This window comes from Nocardia amikacinitolerans, from assembly GCF_900215415.1.
In the GTDB taxonomy this organism is placed as follows: Bacteria; Actinomycetota; Actinomycetes; order Mycobacteriales; family Mycobacteriaceae; genus Nocardia; species Nocardia amikacinitolerans.
In genome coordinates this window covers 230,635-250,202 of record NZ_OBEG01000003.1, presented here as the reverse complement: position 1 = coordinate 250,202, position 19,568 = coordinate 230,635, and the positions used below count along the sequence as shown (strand labels likewise).

Here is a 19,568-nt window from a genome sequence, read left to right as displayed (position 1 = left end):
ACACCGATGCGCATCCGGCTGACACGGCATGGTCGCGAGGAGGAATCGTGCCCGATGGCTCACGGTCCACCGTCCTGACGAATATCGGCACCCTGGTCACCAACGACCCCGAGTCGGGTGACGGCGCCCTCGGCGTGCGGCACGGCGCGGCCGTCGTGTTCGACGGCGGACTGGTGGCCTGGGTCGGCGACGCGAGCGAGGCGCCCGCCGCCGACGATCGCGTGGATCTGGCGGGCCGGGCGCTGCTGCCCGGATTCGTGGAGAGCCATTCGCATCTGGTCTTCGCCGGAGAGCGTGCAGAGGAGTTCGCGGCACGGATGTCCGGAGTGGAGTACGCCGCGGGCGGGATTCGCACCACCATCGCCGCGACGCGAGCGGCCGACGACGAGCAACTCGCCGCGAATGTGCGGCGGCTGATGGACGAGTCGGTGCGGTCGGGCAGCACGACGGTCGAATGCAAGACCGGCTACGGCCAGACCACCGAGGACGAGTTGCGCAGCGCGCTGGTGGCCGGGCGGTTCACCGACGAGGTGACCCTGCTCGCCGCGCACGTGCCGCCGCCGGAGTACGCCGGACGGGCCGACGCGTACGTCGAAATGGTGTGTCGCGACATGATTCCGGCTTGCGCACCGCACGTGAAGTGGATCGATGTGTTCTGCGAGCGCGGCGCGTTCACCCGCGAACAGTCCGAGGCCGTACTGCGGGCGGGTGTGGCGTACGGGCTGACGCCCCGCGTGCACGGCAATCAGCTCGGCGCGGGACCCGGTGTGCGACTGGCGGTAGAACTCGGCGCGGCCTCGGTCGACCACGTCAGCTACGTCACCGCCGCCGATATCGACGCCCTTGCGGGCAGCTCGACGGTCGCGACGCTGCTCCCGGCCGCCGACTTCTGCACTCGCAACAGCTATCCCGATGCTCGGGCGTTGCTCGACGCGGGCGTCACCGTCGCGCTCGGCGCGGACTGCAATCCCGGTACCTCGTATACGACGAGCCTGCCGTTCTGCATCGCGCTGGCGGTGCGCGAGCTGCGGATGACGCCGGAGGAAGCGGTGTGGTCGGCCACGGCGGGCGGTGCGCGGGCGCTGCGCCGCGACGACGTCGGGAGTCTGGGAGTCGGGTCGTGCGCCGACGCGCTCGCGCTGGACGCACCGTCCTATCTGCACCTGGCCTATCGGCCCGGTGTGCCGCTCGTCCGCTCGGTGTGGCGCGGCGGCATGCTCGTATCGGACGCGGCCGCATGAACGTCGACATCGCACCGCGACCGTGGACCGGCCGTGTCGACGGCGAGACACCGGAGCACGCGCGCTGGCATCAGCTCGTCCGGCCCTATGACCCGACGCGCGCGGTCGGAAAGGGTTGCGTACTGATCGGATTCGCCAGTGACGAGGGTGTCCGCAGGAACAAGGGACGTCCCGGCGCCGTCGCGGGCCCGGACGCGCTGCGCGGCGCGCTGTCGTCGTTGGCGCTGCCCGAACCGCTCGATCTGGAGGACGCGGGCACGATCGTGGTCGCCGGCACAGACTTGGAGTCGGGTCAGCGGCGGCTCGGCCGCGCGGTCGCGGCCGCGTTGGACGCGGGCCGCTTTCCGGTGGTGCTCGGCGGCGGCCACGAGGTCGCCTTCGGCACGTACTCCGGGATCGCGGCGGCACGGCGGCGCGCCGACCTACGGTTGGGCATCCTCAACTTGGACGCCCACTTCGACCTGCGCGCCGATGACGCACCGAGTTCGGGCACCCCGTTCCGGCAGATCGCCGAGGCGGAACTGGCGGCCGGGACGTCCTACCGTTACGACGTGCTCGGCATCAGCCAGCCGAGTAACACTGTGGCGCTGTTCGAGACCGCGCGCAGGCTCGGCGTTCACTACCTAATCGACGAGCGCTGTGGGGTTGTCGACCAGCCAGCCGTGGACGAGTTCGTCGATACTTTCCTGAACGACGTCGACCTGGTCTATCTCACGCTCGACCTGGATGTACTCCCGGCCGCCGTGGCCCCCGGCGTCAGCGCGCCCGCGGGCTACGGCGTGCCGGTCGAGACCGTACAGCGGGTATGCGATCGAGTGACGGCGAGCGGCAAACTCGTCGCCGCCGATGTCGCCGAACTCGCGCCGGTATTCGATATCGACGCCCGCACCGCCCGCACCGCCGCGCGACTGATCCACCGGATCGTCCTCGGTCACCGGCCGGTGAGCTGAGGCAAGCACTCCCGTACCCGGCTACCGCGCCCAGTCGATAATCGACGGTAGTCAAATGGCGGCTTACCAAGATCAACTAACCGCCATTTGACTACCGCCGAAACCATTTCTCTATCGACGGTAGTCAAATGGTGGTTAGGGGGTTGACAGGCCGAGGACTTTTTCGAGTTGGGGCTCTCTAGACGCAACCAGAGCCGGTCGACCACGCCGGAAGCCCAGAGAACGCACCCGACAGCGGGAGGTAAGCCGGGTACGGCACACGACGCGCCCAGCACTGTTCGAGGAAAACCTGGGTAGCCCAGACCATTTGGACGCGGCCGACCGTGGACATCACCGTCACCCGACACAACCGGAATCCAACCCAGCCGCCTCCGACCCACACCAGCCCGATCTCCGGCAAACCCGCCACAGCCCAAACCATTTGGCCCCGCCAAACCCGACCCCACGTCACCCAACGCAACCGAAACCCGACCCAGCCGTATCCGAACCAAACCAGCCCGCTTTGCGGCAAACCCCGCCACAGGCAAAACTATTTGGCCCCGCGAAACCAGCTGGCCCCGCCAAACCCGACACACCACGTCGCCCAACTCAACCGGAACCCAACGCAGCCGTACCCGACCCAAGCCAGCCCGCTTTGCGGCAAACCCGCCCCAGGCCAAACCATTTTGGCCCGGCGAAACCATTTGGCCCCGCCAAACTCGACACACCACGTCGCCCAACTCAACCGGAACCCAACGCAGCCGTACCCGACCCAACCCAGCCGTATCCGACCCACCGGCCGTATCCGACCCAGCCAGCCGTACCCGGCCCAGCCAGCCGTACCCGGCCCCACCAGCCGTACCCGACTCAACCAGCCGTACCCGGCCCAACCAGCCGTACCCGACTCAACCAGCGGTACCCGACCCAACCAGCCGTACTCGGCATCTCCAGCCGACCCCGCCCGCGGCGAAGCCGAGTCACCCACAAACAGCCCCCACCGCACCGGCAACCACTTCCAACCCACGCTCCAACTCGTCCTCACCGATCGTCAACGGCGGCAACAACTTCACCACTTCGTCCACCGACCCCGACGTCTCCACCAACAACCCCCGATCGAACGCCACCTGGCAAACCTTCCCCGCCAGCGACGGATCCTCGAAGACGATCCCGTGCACCAACCCCCGCCCCCGCGTCGAGACACCGGGGAACTCGGCCGCGACCCGAGCGAGCGCCGCCTCGATCCGCGCGCCCTTGGCGAGGGTCGCGCGCTCGAGCGCGTCGTCGGACCAGTAGTGGCGCAACGCGACCTCGGCCGTGACGAAGGCGGGGTTGTTCCCGCGGAACGTGCCGTTGTGCTCGCCGGGCGTCCACTGGTCCAGCTCCGACCGGAAAAGCACCAGCGCCATGGGCAATCCGTAGCCGCCGATCGATTTCGACAGCGTCACGATGTCGGGCGTGATGCCCGCGAACTCGAAGGAGAAGAACGGACCGGTCCGCCCGCAGCCCATCTGCACGTCGTCGACGATCAGCAGGATGCCGCGCGCCCGGCACAGCTCGGCCAGTTCGCGCAGCCACCGTGCCCGCGCGACATTCACACCGCCTTCGCCCTGCACGGTCTCCACGATGACGGCGGCGGGCTTGTCCAATCCCGACGAGGGGTCGTCCAGCGCCCGGCGCATCCAGTGCAGCTCGTCGTCCGCGCCGAGGTAGCCGTCGTAGGGCATCGGCGTGACGTGCACCAGCGGCACGCCAGCTGCCGCGCGCTTGGCGGCATTGCCGGTCACCGACAGCGCGCCGAGCGACATGCCGTGGAAGGCGTTGGTGAAGTTCAGCACCGCTTGTCTGCCGGTGACCTTGCGAGCGAGTTTGAGCGCCGCCTCGACGGCATTCGCACCGGTCGGGCCGGGGAACTGCACCTTGTAGTCCAGTCCGCGCGGAGCGAGGACGGTGTCGCGCAGGGTTTCCAGCAGCCGTCGCTTGGCCACCGTCGACATGTCCAGACCGTGGGTGATCCCGTCGCCTGCGAGATAGTCGATCAGCGCGCGCTTGAGGACCGGATTGTTGTGGCCGTAGTTCAGCGCACCAGCACCGGCGAAGAAATCCAGGTACTCGCGGCCTTGCTCGTCGCGCAACCAGGCGCCGCTGGCGGTGTCGAACACCGTCGGCCAGGATCGGCAGTACCCGCGAACATTCGATTCGAGTGCCTCGAAAACGGTCGACTCGGCGACAGACATCGACGATCCTTCCTGTCGTGCGCGAGCACTCCAACGATCTGAAGTGTCTGTGTTTCTAACACTGGCGCCTCAGCTTCGTAGCGCTTTTCCAAAAATCGCGCGGGAAGCTACCGCGCGTCCGCGACCGGGCAGTAAAGTCGACTCCTTGTGCGCTGGAGTGCGGGAGGGGAGGAACGGCTGGCCGCAGCAACCCGGGCGCGACGCGAGGCGACACTCTATTGGCGGCTCGCGGTGGCGGGGTTCCGGCGTCAGTCGCAGTACAAACTGGCGATGTTCGCGGGTCTGTTCACCAACTGCGTGTTCGGTTTGGTACGCGCGGCGGTAATGCTCGCCGCCGTGCGCGGCGCGGGCGATTTCGGCGGCTACGATGAAGGCACCATGGGCGCCTACATCTGGCTCTCCCAAGGGCTGCTCGGCGCGATGCAATTCATGGGCCCGCCACTGGAATTGGTGGATCGCGTCAAGAACGGCGACGTCGCGATCGACTTCCTGCGCCCCGTCGATATCCAACTGGGTTATCTCGCCGCCGATCTGGGGCGTGCGACGTGCACGTTGGTGCCGCGGTTCCTGCCGAGCGTGCTGTTCGGATTCCTCACCGTCGGCCTCGCCATGCCCACGACGCCGGGTCCGTATGTGCTCGGCGTGATTTCGATGGTGCTCGCCGTCGCGCTGTCGTTCCTGATGCTGTTCGCCATCGGCCTGATCGGCTTCTGGGTGGTGGAGACCCGCGGCATCCGGGTGCTCTACCAGATCTGCGGCACCTTCCTCGCCGGACTGTTCGTGCCGGTGCACATGTTCCCGGACTGGCTGCGCACGCTCGCGTACGCCACCCCGTTCCCGTCGATTCTGCAAGCCCCGATCGACGTGCTCTCCGGCCGGATACTCGGCATGGAAGCGGTCACGGTCGTTGGCGCACAGCTGTTCTGGGTGCTCACGATCGCCGCGATCGGCAGGCTCATGCTGGCCGCGGGCCGCCGCAGGCTGGAGGTGCAGGGTGGCTGAGCCGCTCGTCTCCGTAACGTCGGGCAGCTGGTACACACCGTATGCCGCGGTGTTGCGCTCGCGCATCCGAGCCCAGCGGGCATACCGGTTGTCCTTCGCCAGCGAGGTGTTCAGCGCGTTCCTCATCGGCGTCGTCGAATTCGCCGAGGTGTGGGTCATCTTCCACAACGTGCGGGTGCTCGGCGGGCTGGATATGCACGGGGCGCTACTGCTGTTCGGACTGAGCAACACCACGTTCGCGCTGGCCCAAGTGCTTGTCGGACATCTGGATACGCTGCCGACCCTGATCAGGATGGGCACCCTCGACGCCTATCATCTACGCCCCCAACCCTTGCTGCTGCAACTCGTCACCGGCGATGTCTCGCTGCGCCGATTCGCCCGCGCCGCGGTCGCCATCGTGGTGCTGGTTATCGGGTTGCTACAGAACGACATCGATTGGGAACCGGCCGCATTCGCACTCCTGGCGATGACCCTCTCGTGCGGTATTCTCCTGTTCGGAGGGATCTTCGTCTGCGCGGCCGGGTTGCAGTTCTTCCTGATCGACGGCTCCGAGCTCACCAACAGTTTCACCTACGGCGGGTCGTTCGCCGCTATGCAGCCCGCCTCGGTATTCCCGCTGCCGCTGAAGCTGGTGTTCGGATTCGCCATCCCGGTCGCGTTCACGGCGTACCTGCCCACCATCGCCCTGCTCGGGTTGCCGGGCCCGCCGTTGCTGCCGTCCTGGCTGGTCTGGTTCACCCCGCTGGCGACGCTGTGGATATGGCTGCTGGCACTCGGTCTATGGCGGCTCGGGACAAGGCACTACCAGGGAGGTGGGGGATAAGCGTGGCGGACAGCGACTTATCTGACGCGATCATCGACATCGAGAATCTGACAAGACATTTCACGCTGTATCGCAAGAACGGCCGCCGCTGGCGCAGGCAGCGTGACACCCTCACCGCGGTCGACAGGATGACCTTCCGCATCGAACGCGGCGCGGCGGTCGGCTACATCGGGGCGAACGGGGCGGGGAAGTCCACCACCATCAAGATGCTCACCGGCATCCTGGTCCCCTCGTCCGGGCGGGTGCGCACCTGCGGACTCGAACCGGTCCGGCAGCGCAGGGAACTGGCGGGCCGGATCGGGGTGGTGTTCGGGCAGCGGTCCCAGCTGTGGTGGGATCTGCCGCTGCGCGAATCGTTCACGATCCTGGCCGCCATCCACCGGCTGGAACCCGACATCACCCGCAAGCGCACCTACGAGCTGGTCGAGCAGCTGGAAATGGCCGAAACGCTGGACACTCCGGTCCGCCAGCTCTCGCTGGGTCAGCGGATGCGCGCCGAGGTCGCGGCGGCGCTGCTGCACTCCCCGGAGCTGGTGATCCTCGACGAACCGACCATCGGTCTCGATGTGCTTTCCAAGCAGCGGTTGCGCGAGTTCCTGCGCACGGAGCGGGTGGACCGCGGCACCACGCTGCTGCTCACCACGCACGACATGGGCGATATCGAAAGGCTTTGCGACCGTGTGCTCGTCGTCGATCACGGCAGCCTGGTCTACGACGGATCGCTGGCCGGACTCGGCGCGACGGTGGGCGCGCGCCGGGTGCTCGTGGTAGACCTCGCCGAGCCGACGCCGGATCTGCGCGACCTGCCGCCCGGCGCCGAGCTGCTCACCAGCGAGGCGGACGGTATGCGCCAGCGCCTTGCCTTCGACGCCGAATCCATCACCGCGGCAAGGCTGCTCGCCGCCGTGTCGGATCGCGCGGAGGTGCGTGACCTGTCGATCGAGGAGCCCGGTATCGAAGACGTGGTCCGCCGGATATACGAATCCGCCCGCTGACGGGTCGGCGGGCGGATTCGCGGTAGTCGGTTCGAGCGGGGTTACGGCTCGCGCGGCCCCTGGTCGAGCCGGAACGGCGGGTACTCGTCACGCATCAGCGAGGCGTAGGCCTGCACCCGGATGGCCCAGCGATTGATGCCGACGACGAAGTCGTACATGCCCTTCGGGTAGACCGCGGTGAACAGCAGTGCGATCAGCGCCACCGCGAGAAGCAGGTAGATCACCGGCCAGGCCAGCACGACATTCCAGGCGTCGGAACCGTTGTCCTGCATGGCGGTGCCGATCGCGCCGCTCATCAGCGCGCCGATGATCAGATAGTGCGGAATGGCGAGCAGCCACCATTTGATCAAAACAAGGCCGCGGTGCAGGGTTTCGGGATAGTCGACCTCCAGATCCGCCGGATAGTCCGCGTCCGGCCGCAAATGGAACGGCGGATATTTGTCGGTGCCGAGCACGGTCAGCGCATAGAAACTGACCCGCCAATTCCAGCGCATCACACCGACATTGAAGTCGAACAGGCCGCGCGGATACCTACCGGTGAACAGGATCGCGAAGAACGCGATCACCGACACCACGAAGTACGCGATGTGCAGGAAGAACAGCACGATGTAGTGCGGGATGGCCAGGATCCACTTCACCAGCCACATCCATCGCGACAGACCGGGATCGAGATCCCCTCGGACGCGAACCGGATTCACCGCGGCCGCCGGCTTCTCGAGTTCCATTTCCATGATCGACGCTCCTTCCGGGCTGCGCGCAGCCCACCCGGGCTTGAATTTCACAGCGCCCCTGTGAGGTATCTCATAATTGTCCGGCACCGCTCCGTCGGTAAGGGCACGATGCGGTACCGACACGCCAACAAAAACGACCGTCCAGCCCGCACCGCGATGTTGCGAAAGGCGATCGCGGCCGTGATACTGGCTGGCGTTTGGATCGAAAACCGTTGTGTTTGGGGGGAATCCATATGCGTAACGCGCGCCCCGTCGTGCTGGTCGTCGGCCTACTGCTGATCGCCGTGCTCGCCGTCTCGGTGACCGGCTGCGGTTCGAGCAAGAAGAAACGCCACTCCTCGTCCGGACCGGTCGCCGCCGCGACCACGACCGCCGCGGCCGCCTTCCGCAACTGTGAAGACGCCTGGGCCGCGGGCAAAGCGCCCCTGCGCCGCCAGGACCCTGGCTATTCGGTGCAACTCGACCGCCTCGACGGCAAAGAGGACGGCGTCGCCTGCCTGGTCCGCCCCGCCCCCGGCCGCTGATTCGATAGCGCACTCCACCAACTCGGCCCGCGCCGGCTCGACCCCGCACCGAACCGGACCGCGCTCCGACCGGCCACATCGCGCTGTGATCCGGCGACCCCGCAAGCCCTACACAGGCATCGGACCGCCGTCGCACGCGGGCCACGACTGGCGGGGAATGCCGACTCGGAAGAGCCGTCCGTGACGGTTCGGCGGCGGGCTCTCCGCGCCGACAACGGACTGAAGCTGATCCGACCGGCGCGTCGAGAACGCTGAACCGGCCGCCGCACCCCCGCGCGATCCGGCGGCCGGTCCCGCGCACCGAATGAAACGCCCGCACTACGGGCGTACACAGAAACACTGACACTCGGCGCCCGCACTCGGCTGTTCGGGGAGGCAAGGGCCGGAGCTGATCCCGGCATCGCGCCCGCCACACCGACCGCCCGCCTCGCGACGCGATCCGACGACCGGGTTCGCCCGCGGAACAAGCGGCCGCGACCGTGCTCCGGGCCGCACGCTGGTTGCTCGGTGTTCGAGCACCGGGCTGTCGACGGCGGCGGAGCCGATCCGGATGCCGCGCCTCCGCGCCGATCCCACGCCTGACCGGCCCGGAGCACAGGGCTTGTACTATCGGCAGACGTGACGTTCGGTGCGATACGGGGGGCCGGTATGCGGACGGTGGTCGCCGTCGCGTTCGCCGCGTGGGCGCTCGCCCTTGCGCTGCCGGATTGTCACCTGTTCACGCCCGCCGCGACGATTCACGCGCATATCGAATCGTCAGGTCCCGGCGTCCCGTCGCAGGTGGTGCCGTGGGCCGCGGCGGATCTGCATCAGCATGCCGCCGAACCGGAGCGGCACCTCTCCCCCGACGCGGTGATCGCGACCCTGCCACGCTCCGGCCCGTCGCTTCAGGAGTTGCTGCTCGTCGGCATCGCTTCGCTGCTTGTGCTGTCGTTGGCCGCGTCTGTCGGCCTCGGCCCGCGCGCGCCGCCCGTAGTTGCCGTTCCGGTCGGTGGCGGCCGGGATCTGCTCATTCGATTCGGTATCGATCGGAACTGATCGGTCAGCGTCAGGTCGTGGCCTGCCGGGGCCCGGCCGGTGTTCGTGCGTTCCCGCACTCGCACCCTCGCTGCCACAGCGACCGCACAGAATCGATGGCATCCCCATGTCTTCAGCACTGCTCGAAACGGAACCGCTGCCGAGCCCGGCAAGCCTGCTCACCACCGCCAACCGCTGCCCGCGCCCGGCCACCATGGTCGGCAACACCCCGGTCCTCTGGATCACCGAACCGCTCGCGCCCGCGGGCCGCGGATTCTGGGCCAAGCTGGAGGGCGCCAACCCGGGCGGCATGAAGGACCGCCCCGCGCTGCACATGGTCGAGCGCGCCGCCGCCCGCGGTGAACTCGCGCCCGGCGCGCCGATCGTCGAATCCACCAGCGGCACCCTCGGTCTCGGCCTCGCCCTCGCCGGAATGGTGCACCGCCACCCCGTCACCCTGGTCACCGATCCCGGCCTCGAACCGCTCATGCGACACATGCTCGCCGCCTACGGCGCCCGGGTGGAGATGGTCACCGAACCGCATCCCACCGGCGGCTGGCAACAGGCCCGCCGCGACCGCGTCGCCGAACTGCTGGCCGCCGACCCGCGCGCCTGGTGCCCCGACCAGTACCGCAATCCCGACAACCGCGCCGCCTACGAATCGCTCGCCATGGAACTCGTCGCGCAACTCGGCCGGATCGACGTACTGGTGTGCTCGGTCGGCACCGGCGGCCACTCCTCCGGCATCGCTCGCGCACTGCGCCGCTACTTCCCGCACCTGCGCCTGGTCGGCGTGGACACCGTCGCGTCCACCATTTTCGGCCAACCCGCCGGACCGCGGCTGATGCGCGGGCTCGGCTCGAGCATCCATCCCGAGAACGTCGACTATCCGGCCTTCGACGAGATCCACTGGGTCGCGCCCGCCGAAGCGGTGTGGGCCTGCCGCACGCTGGCCGCCACCCATCACGCAAGCGGCGGGTGGAGTGTCGGCGCGGTGGCGCTGGTCGCCGGGTGGCTGGCCCGCACCGGTGAGCCGGACGCGCGTATCGCCGCCGTCTTCCCGGACGGTCCGCTGCGCTACTTCGACACCGTCTACAACGACGCCTATTGCCGGGAGCACGGACTGCTCGGCGCCGCGCCGACCGAACCCGCGACGATCGCGCATCCGTACGCGGCGGTGGTCGACTCGTGGACCCGCTGCACGACCGTGCTCGACCCGAAACCGCACCACGCCGCGCAGACGCACCGGCCCGAGGCGACTCGGCACGAGCCGCGGTCGACACACCAGCCGGACGCGATGCGGCACGAGCCCGAGGCGGCACAGTACGCGCGTGGAACGAAGCATCGCCCGGTCTCGACGCGCGAACCCGATCCGGCACCGCATCGACTCGACCCGAAGCCCGACCACCCCGAGGAGGCCGCCGTGCCCACCGACGATCCGACCGCACCCGCACGGCCGGGCGCCACACCGGGGGTCGCGCGATGAAAGACGTCTACGCGACCTATCGCAGCTTCGGCAAACCGAGCCGGGTGCTGATGGTGAACCAGTTCGCCATCAACACCGGCTTCTTCATGCTCATGCCCTACCTGGCCGGCTACATGGCGGGCCCGCTCGGCCTCGCCGCGTGGGCGATCGGGTTGGTGCTCGGCATCAGGAACTTCTCCCAGCAGGGGATGTTCCTGGTCGGCGGCACCCTGGCCGACCGGCTCGGCTACAAACCGCTGATCGTGGCCGGATGTCTGCTGCGCACCGGCGGTTTCGCACTGCTCGCGTTCGCCGACTCGCTGCCCGCGCTGCTGATCGCCTCGGCCGCAACCGGCTTCGCCGGCGCGCTGTTCAATCCCGCGGTGCGCGCGTATCTCGCCGTTGAGTCCGGCGAACGACGGGTCGAGGCGTTCGCGGTGTTCAACATCTTCTATCAGGCGGGCATCCTGTTCGGGCCGATCCTCGGTCTCGCGTTGATGGCGTTCGATTTCCAGGCCACCGCCACTGGCGCGGCCGCGGTGTTCGCCCTGCTCACCGTCGCCCAGCTGCGCGCGCTGCCGCAGCACCGGGCGGAGCCGAAAACCGCGTCGGTGCTCGAGGATTGGCGCGTGGTGCTGGCCAACCGACCGTTCCTGCTGTTCTCGGCGGCGATGATCGGCTGCTACGTGCTCTCGTTCCAGGTGTATCTCGCGCTGCCGATGCAGGCCGCCCGCATCGTCGGCGAAGGGTCGGCCACCGCGCTGATGACGGCCGTCTTCGTCGTCTCCGGCGTGATCGCCATCGCCGGACAGCTGCGCATCACCCGCTGGTTCGCCGCCCGCTGGGGTCGCCCGCACAGCCTGATCATCGGTATGGCGATCCTGGCGGCGGCGTTCGTCCCACTGCTGCTCGTGCCCGGCACCGCGCTCGGCGTCCCGACGGCGGTCGGGGCGATGCTGCTCACCGCCGCCGTGCTGGGTGTCGGTGCGGCCGCGGTCTTCCCGTTCGAAATGGACACCGTGGTCGCGCTCTGCGGCGACCGCCTGGTCGCCACCCACTACGGCCTCTACAACACGATCGTCGGCACCGGCATCCTGCTCGGCAACCTCGGCACCGGCACGGTCCTCGACGCGGCCCGCTCCGCCGGACTGAGCTCCCTGGCCTGGGCCGCACTCATCGCCATCGGCGCCGCCTCCGCCGCCGGGTTGTACGGCCTCGCCCGGTCCGGTCGCCTGGAAGCACCGGCTCCCACAACGGCGGCGGTGGTGTAATCCCTCGTGAGCGCCTCTCAGGGGTCACCGCCCCTGCGAGGGCGTACACCCCGTGTGCTCGGCCGCGCTCGCTGCCTGCGGCCACGTTCGCCATCAGCCGGACTGCACACCCTCCGGCGGAACACTGGTGCCGCGTCCAGAATGGTCGGCGCGGTAACCGACCGAAGGCCACCAACATCTCGCCAGACCGACTGGAAGTGACCTTCATTCACCCGACCTGCGTGCACCGGTGAACCGACCGAGGGTGACCTTTAGTGCGGTGGGGCGACCAGTGGTGACGTTCGGTCGGCGTTAGCTCGGTGCCTGCCCCTGCGCGGAGTACAAGCTGACCTCGCCTTCCTCGCTGAGGAAGGCGTTGACCAGCATGATCCGGTTGATCCGGAGTTCCTCGGGGTCGGGGGCGGTGGTGGTGATGTTGATCTGCGGGATGGCGCCCCAGTTGACCACGTAGCGCTCCGGCGGGCCGTCGTCATCGGACAGGCGTGCGAGCCGGAACACCGACACCGTCTTGCGGACGATGAGGTTGCGCACGACTTCAGCTATTCGCTCGGGGTCTTCCAGCGAGAACATGAAGCCGAATGTCAGCTCCGGCGATGACACATAGGCGGGCACGAACATCGAGGCTAGTCCATCGAACCGGGGCGCGCAGCCGCCGCGCCGCGATGGTAACTGGATATGCGCCGATCACTCAGTTCACCTTGGGCAAAGGTAGATTTCGTGTGACCGCCCCGTAACGGACGATAACGATTTCCGACTCGCGCATGTTTTTCACACCATCTTGTTGCGCCGATTCGACTATCGCGCTTTCCTGAAAGTGTCCCGATTTTCTCGGGCCGTCTTCCTCATCGCATCGTCGCGGATTTCCCGGTTTCTTTGCCGTGCTGGTGGACTGTGTGGGGGGGCGTCCGGGCTCGGGGCTGCGCCGGAGCCGAGGGGTGCCCCTCCCCGAAATCCCCCTCGGCCCTGGCGTATCCATGTCGGATCGTTACCGCAGGGGCGTGCACCATGCCTACCGAATACGCCGGGAGCCGTATCGGAGCCGGCGAGCTGCCACCGCGATCAGCGCTGTTGCGCGCGTTTCGCGAAGCCGACGACCCGAATCGCCGGAAGCACCGAGTCCTCGCCGCAGCCCGCGAGCTGGTCGAATGCCACGAGCGCAGGCACCGGGCGCTGGCCGCGGCGCACGCGCCGGACGCCACCAACGGTCGCGTCGCGGCGTGCAGTCAGCTGGTGGACGACATCGACGAGCGCCGCGCCGAGCTGGTCGGCCGAATAAACGACTGGGTGGCGACCAACGTCGCGCATCGCACCGGCGCTTCGCTGCACACCGAGACGCTGGGCGCGGTCATCGATCGAATGGCGGCGAAATGGACTGCGGCACAACAGGCTTTGAGCGCGACCGGCCCGGCGACGCAGCCACCGCGGGTGGACGGGGAAGCCCACCTGCTGTGGACGCGGCTCGCCGAGCTGGCCGACGGCTATCAGGACCTGATCACCGACGTCACCGAGCACCGGCGCAGGCTGCCGGTGTGGTGATCAGCGGCGGTCGTCGAGGTCGGACTCGACGACCTCGGCCTCGACGAAGGCGGAGCCGGTCGCGGGCTCGGGCTCCGGCTCGTCGGGGACCTCGTCCAGCGGCGATTCCCGCTGCACCGCGGCATCCTTGCGGGCCGCGGCGGCCGCCTCGTTCATCTCGATCGCGTCGGTGATCCACTCACCGATCTCCCGAGTGACCTCCTGGACGGTTCCGGTGATGATCGTCGCAATATTTCCGACGTGCCTGGCACCGGAGGCCGTCAATTCTTGAATCAAATCCTTGTTGCTTTCGAATTTCCCGATCATTCACACGCCCACTTCGGTCGCCTTCCGCTGACGCATCACGATAACACCGGGAGATGACGTGTTCTTCGTGAAGCGCGGCGGCAGTGCCAGCTTGAAAATCTTCGCCCACACATCGCCGATCTGCATGCTCAACGGGCCGGTGTGGTACGGCAATCCGTACTTCTCGCACAGCGCCCGCACGTCCGGCGCGATCTCCGGATAGCGGTTGGCCGGGATGTCGGGGAACAGGTGGTGTTCGATCTGGTGCGACAGATTGCCGCTCATGATGTGGAACAGCTTGCCGCCCGTGATGTTCGCCGAGCCGAGCATCTGCCGGACGTACCACTCGCCGCGGGTCTCCTCGGCGGTCTCTTCTTCGGTGAACGTCTGTACGCCGGAAGGGAAATGGCCGCAGAAGATGATCGAGTAGGCCCAGACGTTGCGCACCAGGTTGGCCGCGGCATTGCCCGCCAGCGTGCTGACGAACAGCGGACCGGTCAGCGCGGGGAACACGACGTAGTCCTTGAGCGCCTGGCGGCCCGCCTTGCGCCACCAGCCCTTGATCAGCGGCTTGAGGTCCGACCACTTGCGCTTGCCCTGAACGATGTTCTCGGCCTCGGCGTCGTGCAGCATGACACCCCACTCGAAGAACACCATCAGCAGGAACGCCCACAGCGGGTTGCCCAGGTAGTAGGGGTTCCACTTCTGGCCCTCGTCCATGCGCAGGATGCCGTAGCCGATGTCGCGGTCCATGCCGTGGATGTTGGTGAAGGTGTGGTGCATGTAGTTGTGCGAGTGCTTCCACTGGTCGGCCGGGCAGACCGTATCCCACTCGAACTCACGGGAATTCAGGCCGGGCTCACGCATCCAGTCGTACTGGCCGTGCATGACGTTGTGGCCGATCTCCATGTTGTCCAGGATCTTCGACACGCTCAGCGCGGCGACCGCCGCCAGCCACACCGGCGGCAGGAAGCCCAGGTACATCAGGCCGCGCCCGGCGATCTCGAAACCGCGCTGCGCCTTGATGATCGAATAGATGTACTCGCGGTCGCGCTCGCCGAGATCGGCGACGACGCGGTCGCGCAGTTCGTCGAGCGCCTTGCCCAGCTCCTCGACCTGGTCGGGAGTCAGGACCAGCGGTCCGTCCTTGGTCTCGGTCAGAATGGTCATTGTCAGTCCCCTTGTGTCTGTCTAGATTTCGATGTCGACGTCGCCCACCGCGGCGCTGACGCAGAGCTGGATGGGCTGGTCGGGATCGCTGTCGGTCTCGCCGGTGCGCAGGTTGCGCGTGCAGCCGGAGCGGCGAACGGCGGTGCAGGAGAAGCAGATACCCATGCGGCAGCCGTACTCCGGCGTCAGGCCCGCGGCCTCGGCCTGCTCCAGCAGGCTGGTACCGGTGTTCTCGGCGCGCACCCCGCTGGCCGAGAAGCTCGTCGAGCCGTGCACCTCGTCCGCGTCGACGGGGGCGGTCGAGAGCGTGAACTCCTCGGAGTGCAGCCGGTCGGCCAGTTCCTCGGCCTCGTACACCTTGCGCACCGCGTCCATCAGCGGCGGCGGACCGCACAGGTAGGTCTGCGCCTCGGCGAACCAGGGCGCGACGCGCTCGAGCTCGTCGTAGTCGAACGGGCCGCCGCCCTGCTCCGGATAGCGCATCTCGATGCGGAAACGCGGGTTCCGCTCGGCGATCGCCTCCAGCTCGGCGCGGTGCGGCACCGCCTCCGGCGAACGGGCGTAGTGCAGGAAGGTCAGCTCACCGGGATAACCCTCCTCGGCAAGGGTCCGCATCATCGACAGCACCGGCGTGATGCCGCTGCCGCCGCTGATCAGCAGCACCCGGTCGGGGCGGACCTCGGGCAACCGGAACACACCGGCCGCCGGGCTCAGGTCGACCACCATGCCGGGCACGGCGTTCTCGTGCAAGTACTGCGACACCAGACCGCCGGGGTGTGCCTTGACGGTGAGCTGGATGTGCCGGTCGCGCCGTCCTTCCGGATTTACCGGCGAGTAGCACCTGGTGTGCCGGACGCCGTCGATCACCACGCCGATCTGGACGTACTGGCCCGCGGCGTGGCCGCGCCACTGCCGGGTCGGGCGCAGGGTGAGCGTCACCGAGCCGGGCACCGAGCGGCGCACGTGGGTTATCTCGGCGCGCATCTGCCGGACGGTCAGCGTGGGACGCACGAGTTCCAGGTACCGGTCGAGCGGATGGGGCGTGGTCAGGGTCTGCACCAGGTCGATGAGATCCACCATTCGGTTCTCCGTACCTCTGATTCTTCGGTAGGTCATGGCTGTGGCGTGCGCACTGTCACTTGATCAAATTTCAGTGCACGCCTGTACACTCATCCAGTGTGACCGATAGGCAGGGTCCAGTGTCAACCGGCAATTCGTGTGACCCGAACTACACCTCTTGGATGAGCGAATGGTGAACGGATGTATGCTCACCGTGATGAGCGAGCAGGCAGCAACCCGCGTCGAGCGCAAGGAGCGCACGCGGCAGGCCCTGGTCGACGGCACCCTGGAACTGGCCGCCGACCGCGGTTTCGCCGCGTTGAGCCTGCGTGAGATCGCGCGCTCGGCGGGGATCGTTCCGACGGCCTTCTACCGCCACTTCGCCTCGCTCGACGACCTCGGCGCGACCCTCGTCGACCAGGGCGTGACCGCGCTCCGGCTCGCACTGCGCGAGGTCCGGCGCAATCCCGAGGCCAGCATCGCCGATACGGTGCGGTTCGTCTTCGATCAGGTCGGGGGCAAGCGTGCGGTGTTCGGCTTCCTCACCCGGGAACGCCACGGCGGTTCGGCAGCGCTGCGCAAAGCCATCGCGCTGGAACTCCAGCTGATCGTGCGCGAGCTGGTCGCCGACCTGTCCCGGGTGCGCGCGCTGGACGACTGGAGCCCGCGCGACCTGGAGATCGCCGCGGACCTGCTGGTCGGCACCGTCGCCGACGGGATCGCCGCCTATGTCGCGGCCGAGGAACGCGACCAGCGGAGCATCGTCGACCGCACGGTGCAGCAGATCCGGCTGATCGCGCTCGGCATGGACAACTGGTGGCCGCCCAAGGATCGATAGGCCGACGTTCGAGATACGTGGACTGACCGCGAATCTCGTCCTGCCGCGTCCCGTACTGTGCCGAACATGGGTTACGACACCAGCTTTCACGCCTTGGACATGCGGCTCGTCGAGGAGCGGATCCTGCCGTATCTGGCCGGGCTCGGCGGCGACGCCGATCTGGACGATCTGATCGCCTTCGCGGTCGAGCAGGCTCGGGTGCGCTTCCGGGCCAAGGCGTGGGCGCTCGGTGCGCTGAAGGTGGCCGACGACGAGTTCGACTCCGCGCTGTACGTGTGGGGACGGCCGTATCTGATCACGGCCGAGACGCCCGAGGAAGTGGCGGAAGTCACTGTGCGATACCGGGATTGCACCGTCGGCACGGTGGACGAGCTGGCCCGCGCGCAACTCGAGCTTTTCGATCCCGCACTGGCCGCGCGGACCGAACCCGATATGAGCGGTACGCTGCCCGGCGCCGACGACCTGGCCGTCGACATCGCGTGGAAGATTCGCCTGCTGCGCCAGGCCGCACTCGCGCTGCGCTCCGGCCAGCCGACCGTCGACGACCCGCACAGCCCCGAAACGCACGACGCCGCCGACCTTTTGCGCAACAACCTCCAGTTCTGTCTCGTCGAATTCGCCGCGCGACTGCTGCCGGGCTGGATGGACCGCGGCGTCGTCTGGCCGACCGCGCTGGCCGAGGAAGCCGGAACCGGCTGGCCCGCCGGGTTCGGCGGCAACGGCCCGCTGCTCGGCGACCTGCCGTCCCAGTTCCCCGAAATCGCTTGGCGCACCGAGGACACCATCACCGCCAACTACGCGGTCGGCGGATTCGTCGGCGCCGGTGACGCGACCGCGTCGCGCGCCTGGGTCGCCGAACACGCCGACGCACTGAGCGGTGGCGACGACCGGACGCGCCTGTCGCTGCGCAAGTGCGGCGAGGCGCTGGCGCTGGCGGAGCTGATCGGCGGCGGCTTCGCGGAGGCCACCGAGATCTACAGCGGCATGGAGGGCCGGATCAACTGACGCGCGCCGCGTCGTATCAGCGGTCCCGGACCGCGTCGGGCGCGCGTACCGGGAGCAGCACCGCCAACCCCGCGGCGAGGACGACGGCCAGTCCGATCATCCCGGCGCGGTCGGCGTCGAAAATCCAGACGAACAGGCCGAAAAGCGAGGGGGCGAGGAAGGATACGGCCCGGCCGGTCGTGGTGTAGAGGCCGAACAGCTGTCCTTCCCGCCCCGGCGGGGCCAACCTGACGAGGAACGACCGCGCCGAGGCTTGCGCGGGTCCGACGAAGATGGTCAGCAGCAGACCGAATATCCAGAACATGAGCGGTCCCGACACCACGAGCAGCGCGAGTCCGCAGACCAGCATGGCGGCCAGCGAAGTCACGATCACCGCTTTCGGCCCCACCCGGTCGTCGAACCGGCCCGCGACGATCGCCCCCAGCGCCGCGACGACGTTCGCCGCGACGCCGAACAGCAGCACATCGGAATCGTCGATCCCGTAGACCCGCACCGCGAGCACCGCGCCGAAGGTGAAGACGCCCGCGAGTCCGTCGCGAAAGACCGCGCTGGCCAACAGGAACCAGACGGTGCGCCGGTCGACCACCCACAGCTCGCGCAGATCCCGCCACAGCACCCGGTAGGAGCCGAGGAACCCCGCGCTCGCCGCGTCGGGATCGGCGCTGGTTCGCGGCAGCTCCGGCACCGCGAACAGCACGGGCAGCGCGAATGTGGCGAACCAGATCGCGGCGAGGACGGTCACCAGCCGAATGTTGAGCCCGTCGTCGGTCGGTATGCCGAACAGTCCCCGGTTGTCGCCCTCGCCCGCGATGAAGCCGACGTAGCAGATCAGCAGCAGGAAGATGCCGCCGAAATAGCCCATCGCCCAGCCGAAACCGGAGACGCGGCCGACCGTCTCCGGCGTGGAGACCTGGCGCAGCATGGCGTTGTAGGGCACGTTGGCCAGCTCGAAGGCGGCGGAGCCGAAGGCGAGCAGCGTCAGACCGAGCCACAGATCGCGGTAGTCGTCGTGCACGAAGAACATCCCGGCCATGGCAAGGACGGTCAGTGCGGTCAGAACACCAAGGGAGCGTTTGCGTTTCGCGGCCGCGTCGAACCACTGGCCGCTGATCGGCGCGGTCAGCGCGACCACGAGACCGGCGATCCCGAGCGCCCAGCCGAGCCAGGCGCTCGCCGAGATCCCGCCGGGCAGATCGTCGCCGACCTTGTCGGTGAGATACACCGAGAACACGAACGTGAGGATCACGGCGTGGAACGCCGAGGAACCCCAATCCCACAACCCCCATGCCACGATCTGCCCGCGGCCTGCGGCCTCCCCGATCGTGTCGCGCGCGTCCACCTCGGTCATGGGCGCAGCGTAACCCGTGCGGACGCACGACGTCCGCCAAAGAAACGAGGGCGACGACCGAAGGGCTATGCACCCAGTTGCATAGTACCGACTGT

At 68.1% G+C, this 19,568-nt stretch carries 18 protein-coding genes and 1 pseudogene; 12 read left to right on the top strand and 7 right to left on the bottom strand.

Annotation, left to right across the window (positions count from 1 at the left end; genetic code table 11):
- Positions 1–44 precede the first annotated feature (44 nt).
- Positions 45–1,241, top strand: coding sequence for an imidazolonepropionase (gene hutI, locus CRP45_RS15405; RefSeq protein WP_097246092.1), 1,197 nt, complete (start codon positions 45–47; stop codon positions 1,239–1,241).
- Positions 1,238–2,191 (top strand): formimidoylglutamase, encoded by a 954-nt coding sequence (gene hutG / locus CRP45_RS15400; protein ID WP_097245656.1) that lies wholly within the window; start codon positions 1,238–1,240, stop codon positions 2,189–2,191. The genes hutI and hutG overlap by 4 nt, the downstream gene beginning before the upstream one ends.
- Before the next feature lie 956 nt (positions 2,192–3,147).
- On the opposite strand, the gene ectB is transcribed toward hutG, so the two are convergent.
- A complete protein-coding gene (ectB, locus tag CRP45_RS15395) occupies positions 3,148–4,404 on the bottom strand; it encodes a diaminobutyrate--2-oxoglutarate transaminase (protein ID WP_097245655.1) in 1,257 nt (418 codons plus the stop codon).
- A 270-nt stretch (positions 4,405–4,674) separates the two neighbouring features.
- Here ectB and CRP45_RS15390 point away from each other — a divergent pair, with 270 nt between their 5' ends.
- The 3 genes from CRP45_RS15390 (at position 4,675) to CRP45_RS15380 (ending at position 7,224) form a co-directional block, all read left to right on the top strand.
- A complete protein-coding gene (locus CRP45_RS15390) occupies positions 4,675–5,406 on the top strand; it encodes an ABC transporter permease (protein ID WP_097245654.1) in 732 nt (243 codons plus the stop codon).
- Positions 5,399–6,229 (top strand): ABC transporter permease, encoded by an 831-nt coding sequence (locus CRP45_RS15385; protein ID WP_097245653.1) that lies wholly within the window; start codon positions 5,399–5,401, stop codon positions 6,227–6,229. The genes CRP45_RS15390 and CRP45_RS15385 overlap by 8 nt, the downstream gene beginning before the upstream one ends.
- Positions 6,230–6,357: 128 nt before the next feature.
- Positions 6,358–7,224: an ABC transporter ATP-binding protein gene (locus CRP45_RS15380; RefSeq protein ID WP_425436946.1), complete on the top strand. Its 867-nt coding sequence runs from the start codon at positions 6,358–6,360 to the stop codon at positions 7,222–7,224.
- Between the two features lie 41 nt (positions 7,225–7,265).
- On the opposite strand, the gene CRP45_RS15375 is transcribed toward CRP45_RS15380, so the two are convergent.
- On the bottom strand, positions 7,266–7,955 hold the full coding sequence (locus CRP45_RS15375; protein ID WP_372508083.1) for a DUF4389 domain-containing protein: 690 nt from the start codon (positions 7,953–7,955) through the stop codon (positions 7,266–7,268).
- A 233-nt stretch (positions 7,956–8,188) separates the two neighbouring features.
- Here CRP45_RS15375 and CRP45_RS15370 point away from each other — a divergent pair, with 233 nt between their 5' ends.
- From CRP45_RS15370 to CRP45_RS15355, 4 genes and pseudogenes are all read left to right on the top strand, one after another.
- On the top strand, positions 8,189–8,479 hold the full coding sequence (locus tag CRP45_RS15370; protein WP_097245651.1) for an excalibur calcium-binding domain-containing protein: 291 nt from the start codon (positions 8,189–8,191) through the stop codon (positions 8,477–8,479).
- A gap of 618 nt (positions 8,480–9,097) precedes the next feature.
- Positions 9,098–9,517, top strand: a complete 420-nt coding sequence (lpqS, locus tag CRP45_RS15365; protein WP_143861441.1) for a putative copper homeostasis (lipo)protein LpqS — start codon at positions 9,098–9,100, stop codon at positions 9,515–9,517.
- Positions 9,518–9,623: 106 nt separating this feature from the next.
- Positions 9,624–10,715: pseudogene (locus CRP45_RS15360) on the top strand (PLP-dependent cysteine synthase family protein); the annotation flags it as partial.
- Positions 10,716–10,978: 263 nt separating this feature from the next.
- A complete protein-coding gene (locus tag CRP45_RS15355; RefSeq protein WP_097245649.1) occupies positions 10,979–12,232 on the top strand; it encodes an MFS transporter in 1,254 nt (417 codons plus the stop codon).
- 291 nt (positions 12,233–12,523) lie between these two features.
- Here CRP45_RS15355 and CRP45_RS15350 read toward each other — a convergent pair whose 3' ends face one another.
- Positions 12,524–12,850: a hypothetical protein gene (locus CRP45_RS15350; RefSeq protein ID WP_084483219.1), complete on the bottom strand. Its 327-nt coding sequence runs from the start codon at positions 12,848–12,850 to the stop codon at positions 12,524–12,526.
- Between the two features lie 387 nt (positions 12,851–13,237).
- On the opposite strand from CRP45_RS15350, the gene CRP45_RS15345 reads away from it, so the two are divergent.
- Positions 13,238–13,768, top strand: a complete 531-nt coding sequence (locus tag CRP45_RS15345; protein ID WP_097245648.1) for a DUF4254 domain-containing protein — start codon at positions 13,238–13,240, stop codon at positions 13,766–13,768.
- Here CRP45_RS15345 and CRP45_RS15340 read toward each other — a convergent pair whose 3' ends face one another.
- From CRP45_RS15340 to CRP45_RS15330, 3 genes are read right to left on the bottom strand one after another with little or no spacing between them, the layout of a single operon-like run.
- Positions 13,769–14,032 carry a hypothetical protein gene (locus CRP45_RS15340; RefSeq protein ID WP_245910157.1) on the bottom strand — a complete coding sequence of 88 codons (264 nt, stop codon included), beginning with the start codon at positions 14,030–14,032 and terminating at the stop codon, positions 13,769–13,771.
- Positions 14,033–14,074: 42 nt separating this feature from the next.
- Complete coding sequence (locus tag CRP45_RS15335; RefSeq protein ID WP_097245646.1) at positions 14,075–15,223, bottom strand: fatty acid desaturase family protein; 1,149 nt, start codon at positions 15,221–15,223, stop codon at positions 14,075–14,077.
- Positions 15,224–15,244: 21 nt separating this feature from the next.
- Positions 15,245–16,303 carry a ferredoxin reductase gene (locus tag CRP45_RS15330; RefSeq protein ID WP_097245645.1) on the bottom strand — a complete coding sequence of 353 codons (1,059 nt, stop codon included), beginning with the start codon at positions 16,301–16,303 and terminating at the stop codon, positions 15,245–15,247.
- A 196-nt stretch (positions 16,304–16,499) separates the two neighbouring features.
- Here CRP45_RS15330 and CRP45_RS15325 point away from each other — a divergent pair, with 196 nt between their 5' ends.
- Positions 16,500–17,120 (top strand): TetR family transcriptional regulator, encoded by a 621-nt coding sequence (locus CRP45_RS15325; RefSeq protein ID WP_245910156.1) that lies wholly within the window; start codon positions 16,500–16,502, stop codon positions 17,118–17,120.
- A gap of 66 nt (positions 17,121–17,186) precedes the next feature.
- A complete protein-coding gene (locus CRP45_RS15320) occupies positions 17,187–18,125 on the top strand; it encodes a hypothetical protein (protein WP_097245643.1) in 939 nt (312 codons plus the stop codon).
- A gap of 16 nt (positions 18,126–18,141) precedes the next feature.
- Here the strand turns inward: CRP45_RS15320 and CRP45_RS15315 are convergent, their stop codons facing one another.
- Positions 18,142–19,473: an MFS transporter gene (locus CRP45_RS15315; RefSeq protein ID WP_097245642.1), complete on the bottom strand. Its 1,332-nt coding sequence runs from the start codon at positions 19,471–19,473 to the stop codon at positions 18,142–18,144.
- Positions 19,474–19,568 lie beyond the last annotated feature (95 nt).

Coding starts and splice junctions, on each gene's coding strand:
- CRP45_RS15335 (WP_097245646.1), bottom strand. CDS start 15,223: ATGACCATTCTGACCGAGACCAAGGACGGACCGCTGGTCCTGACTCCC.
- CRP45_RS15350 (WP_084483219.1), bottom strand. CDS start 12,850: ATGTTCGTGCCCGCCTATGTGTCATCGCCGGAGCTGACATTCGGCTTC.
- CRP45_RS15390 (WP_097245654.1), top strand. CDS start 4,675: ATGTTCGCGGGTCTGTTCACCAACTGCGTGTTCGGTTTGGTACGCGCG.
- CRP45_RS15320 (WP_097245643.1), top strand. CDS start 17,187: ATGGGTTACGACACCAGCTTTCACGCCTTGGACATGCGGCTCGTCGAG.
- CRP45_RS15330 (WP_097245645.1), bottom strand. CDS start 16,303: ATGGTGGATCTCATCGACCTGGTGCAGACCCTGACCACGCCCCATCCG.
- CRP45_RS15355 (WP_097245649.1), top strand. CDS start 10,979: ATGAAAGACGTCTACGCGACCTATCGCAGCTTCGGCAAACCGAGCCGG.
- CRP45_RS15380 (WP_425436946.1), top strand. CDS start 6,358: ATGACCTTCCGCATCGAACGCGGCGCGGCGGTCGGCTACATCGGGGCG.
- CRP45_RS15315 (WP_097245642.1), bottom strand. CDS start 19,473: ATGACCGAGGTGGACGCGCGCGACACGATCGGGGAGGCCGCAGGCCGC.
- CRP45_RS15325 (WP_245910156.1), top strand. CDS start 16,500: ATGAGCGAGCAGGCAGCAACCCGCGTCGAGCGCAAGGAGCGCACGCGG.
- ectB (WP_097245655.1), bottom strand. CDS start 4,404: ATGTCTGTCGCCGAGTCGACCGTTTTCGAGGCACTCGAATCGAATGTT.
- CRP45_RS15370 (WP_097245651.1), top strand. CDS start 8,189: ATGCGTAACGCGCGCCCCGTCGTGCTGGTCGTCGGCCTACTGCTGATC.
- CRP45_RS15375 (WP_372508083.1), bottom strand. CDS start 7,955: ATGGAAATGGAACTCGAGAAGCCGGCGGCCGCGGTGAATCCGGTTCGC.
- CRP45_RS15345 (WP_097245648.1), top strand. CDS start 13,238: ATGCCTACCGAATACGCCGGGAGCCGTATCGGAGCCGGCGAGCTGCCA.
- hutG (WP_097245656.1), top strand. CDS start 1,238: ATGAACGTCGACATCGCACCGCGACCGTGGACCGGCCGTGTCGACGGC.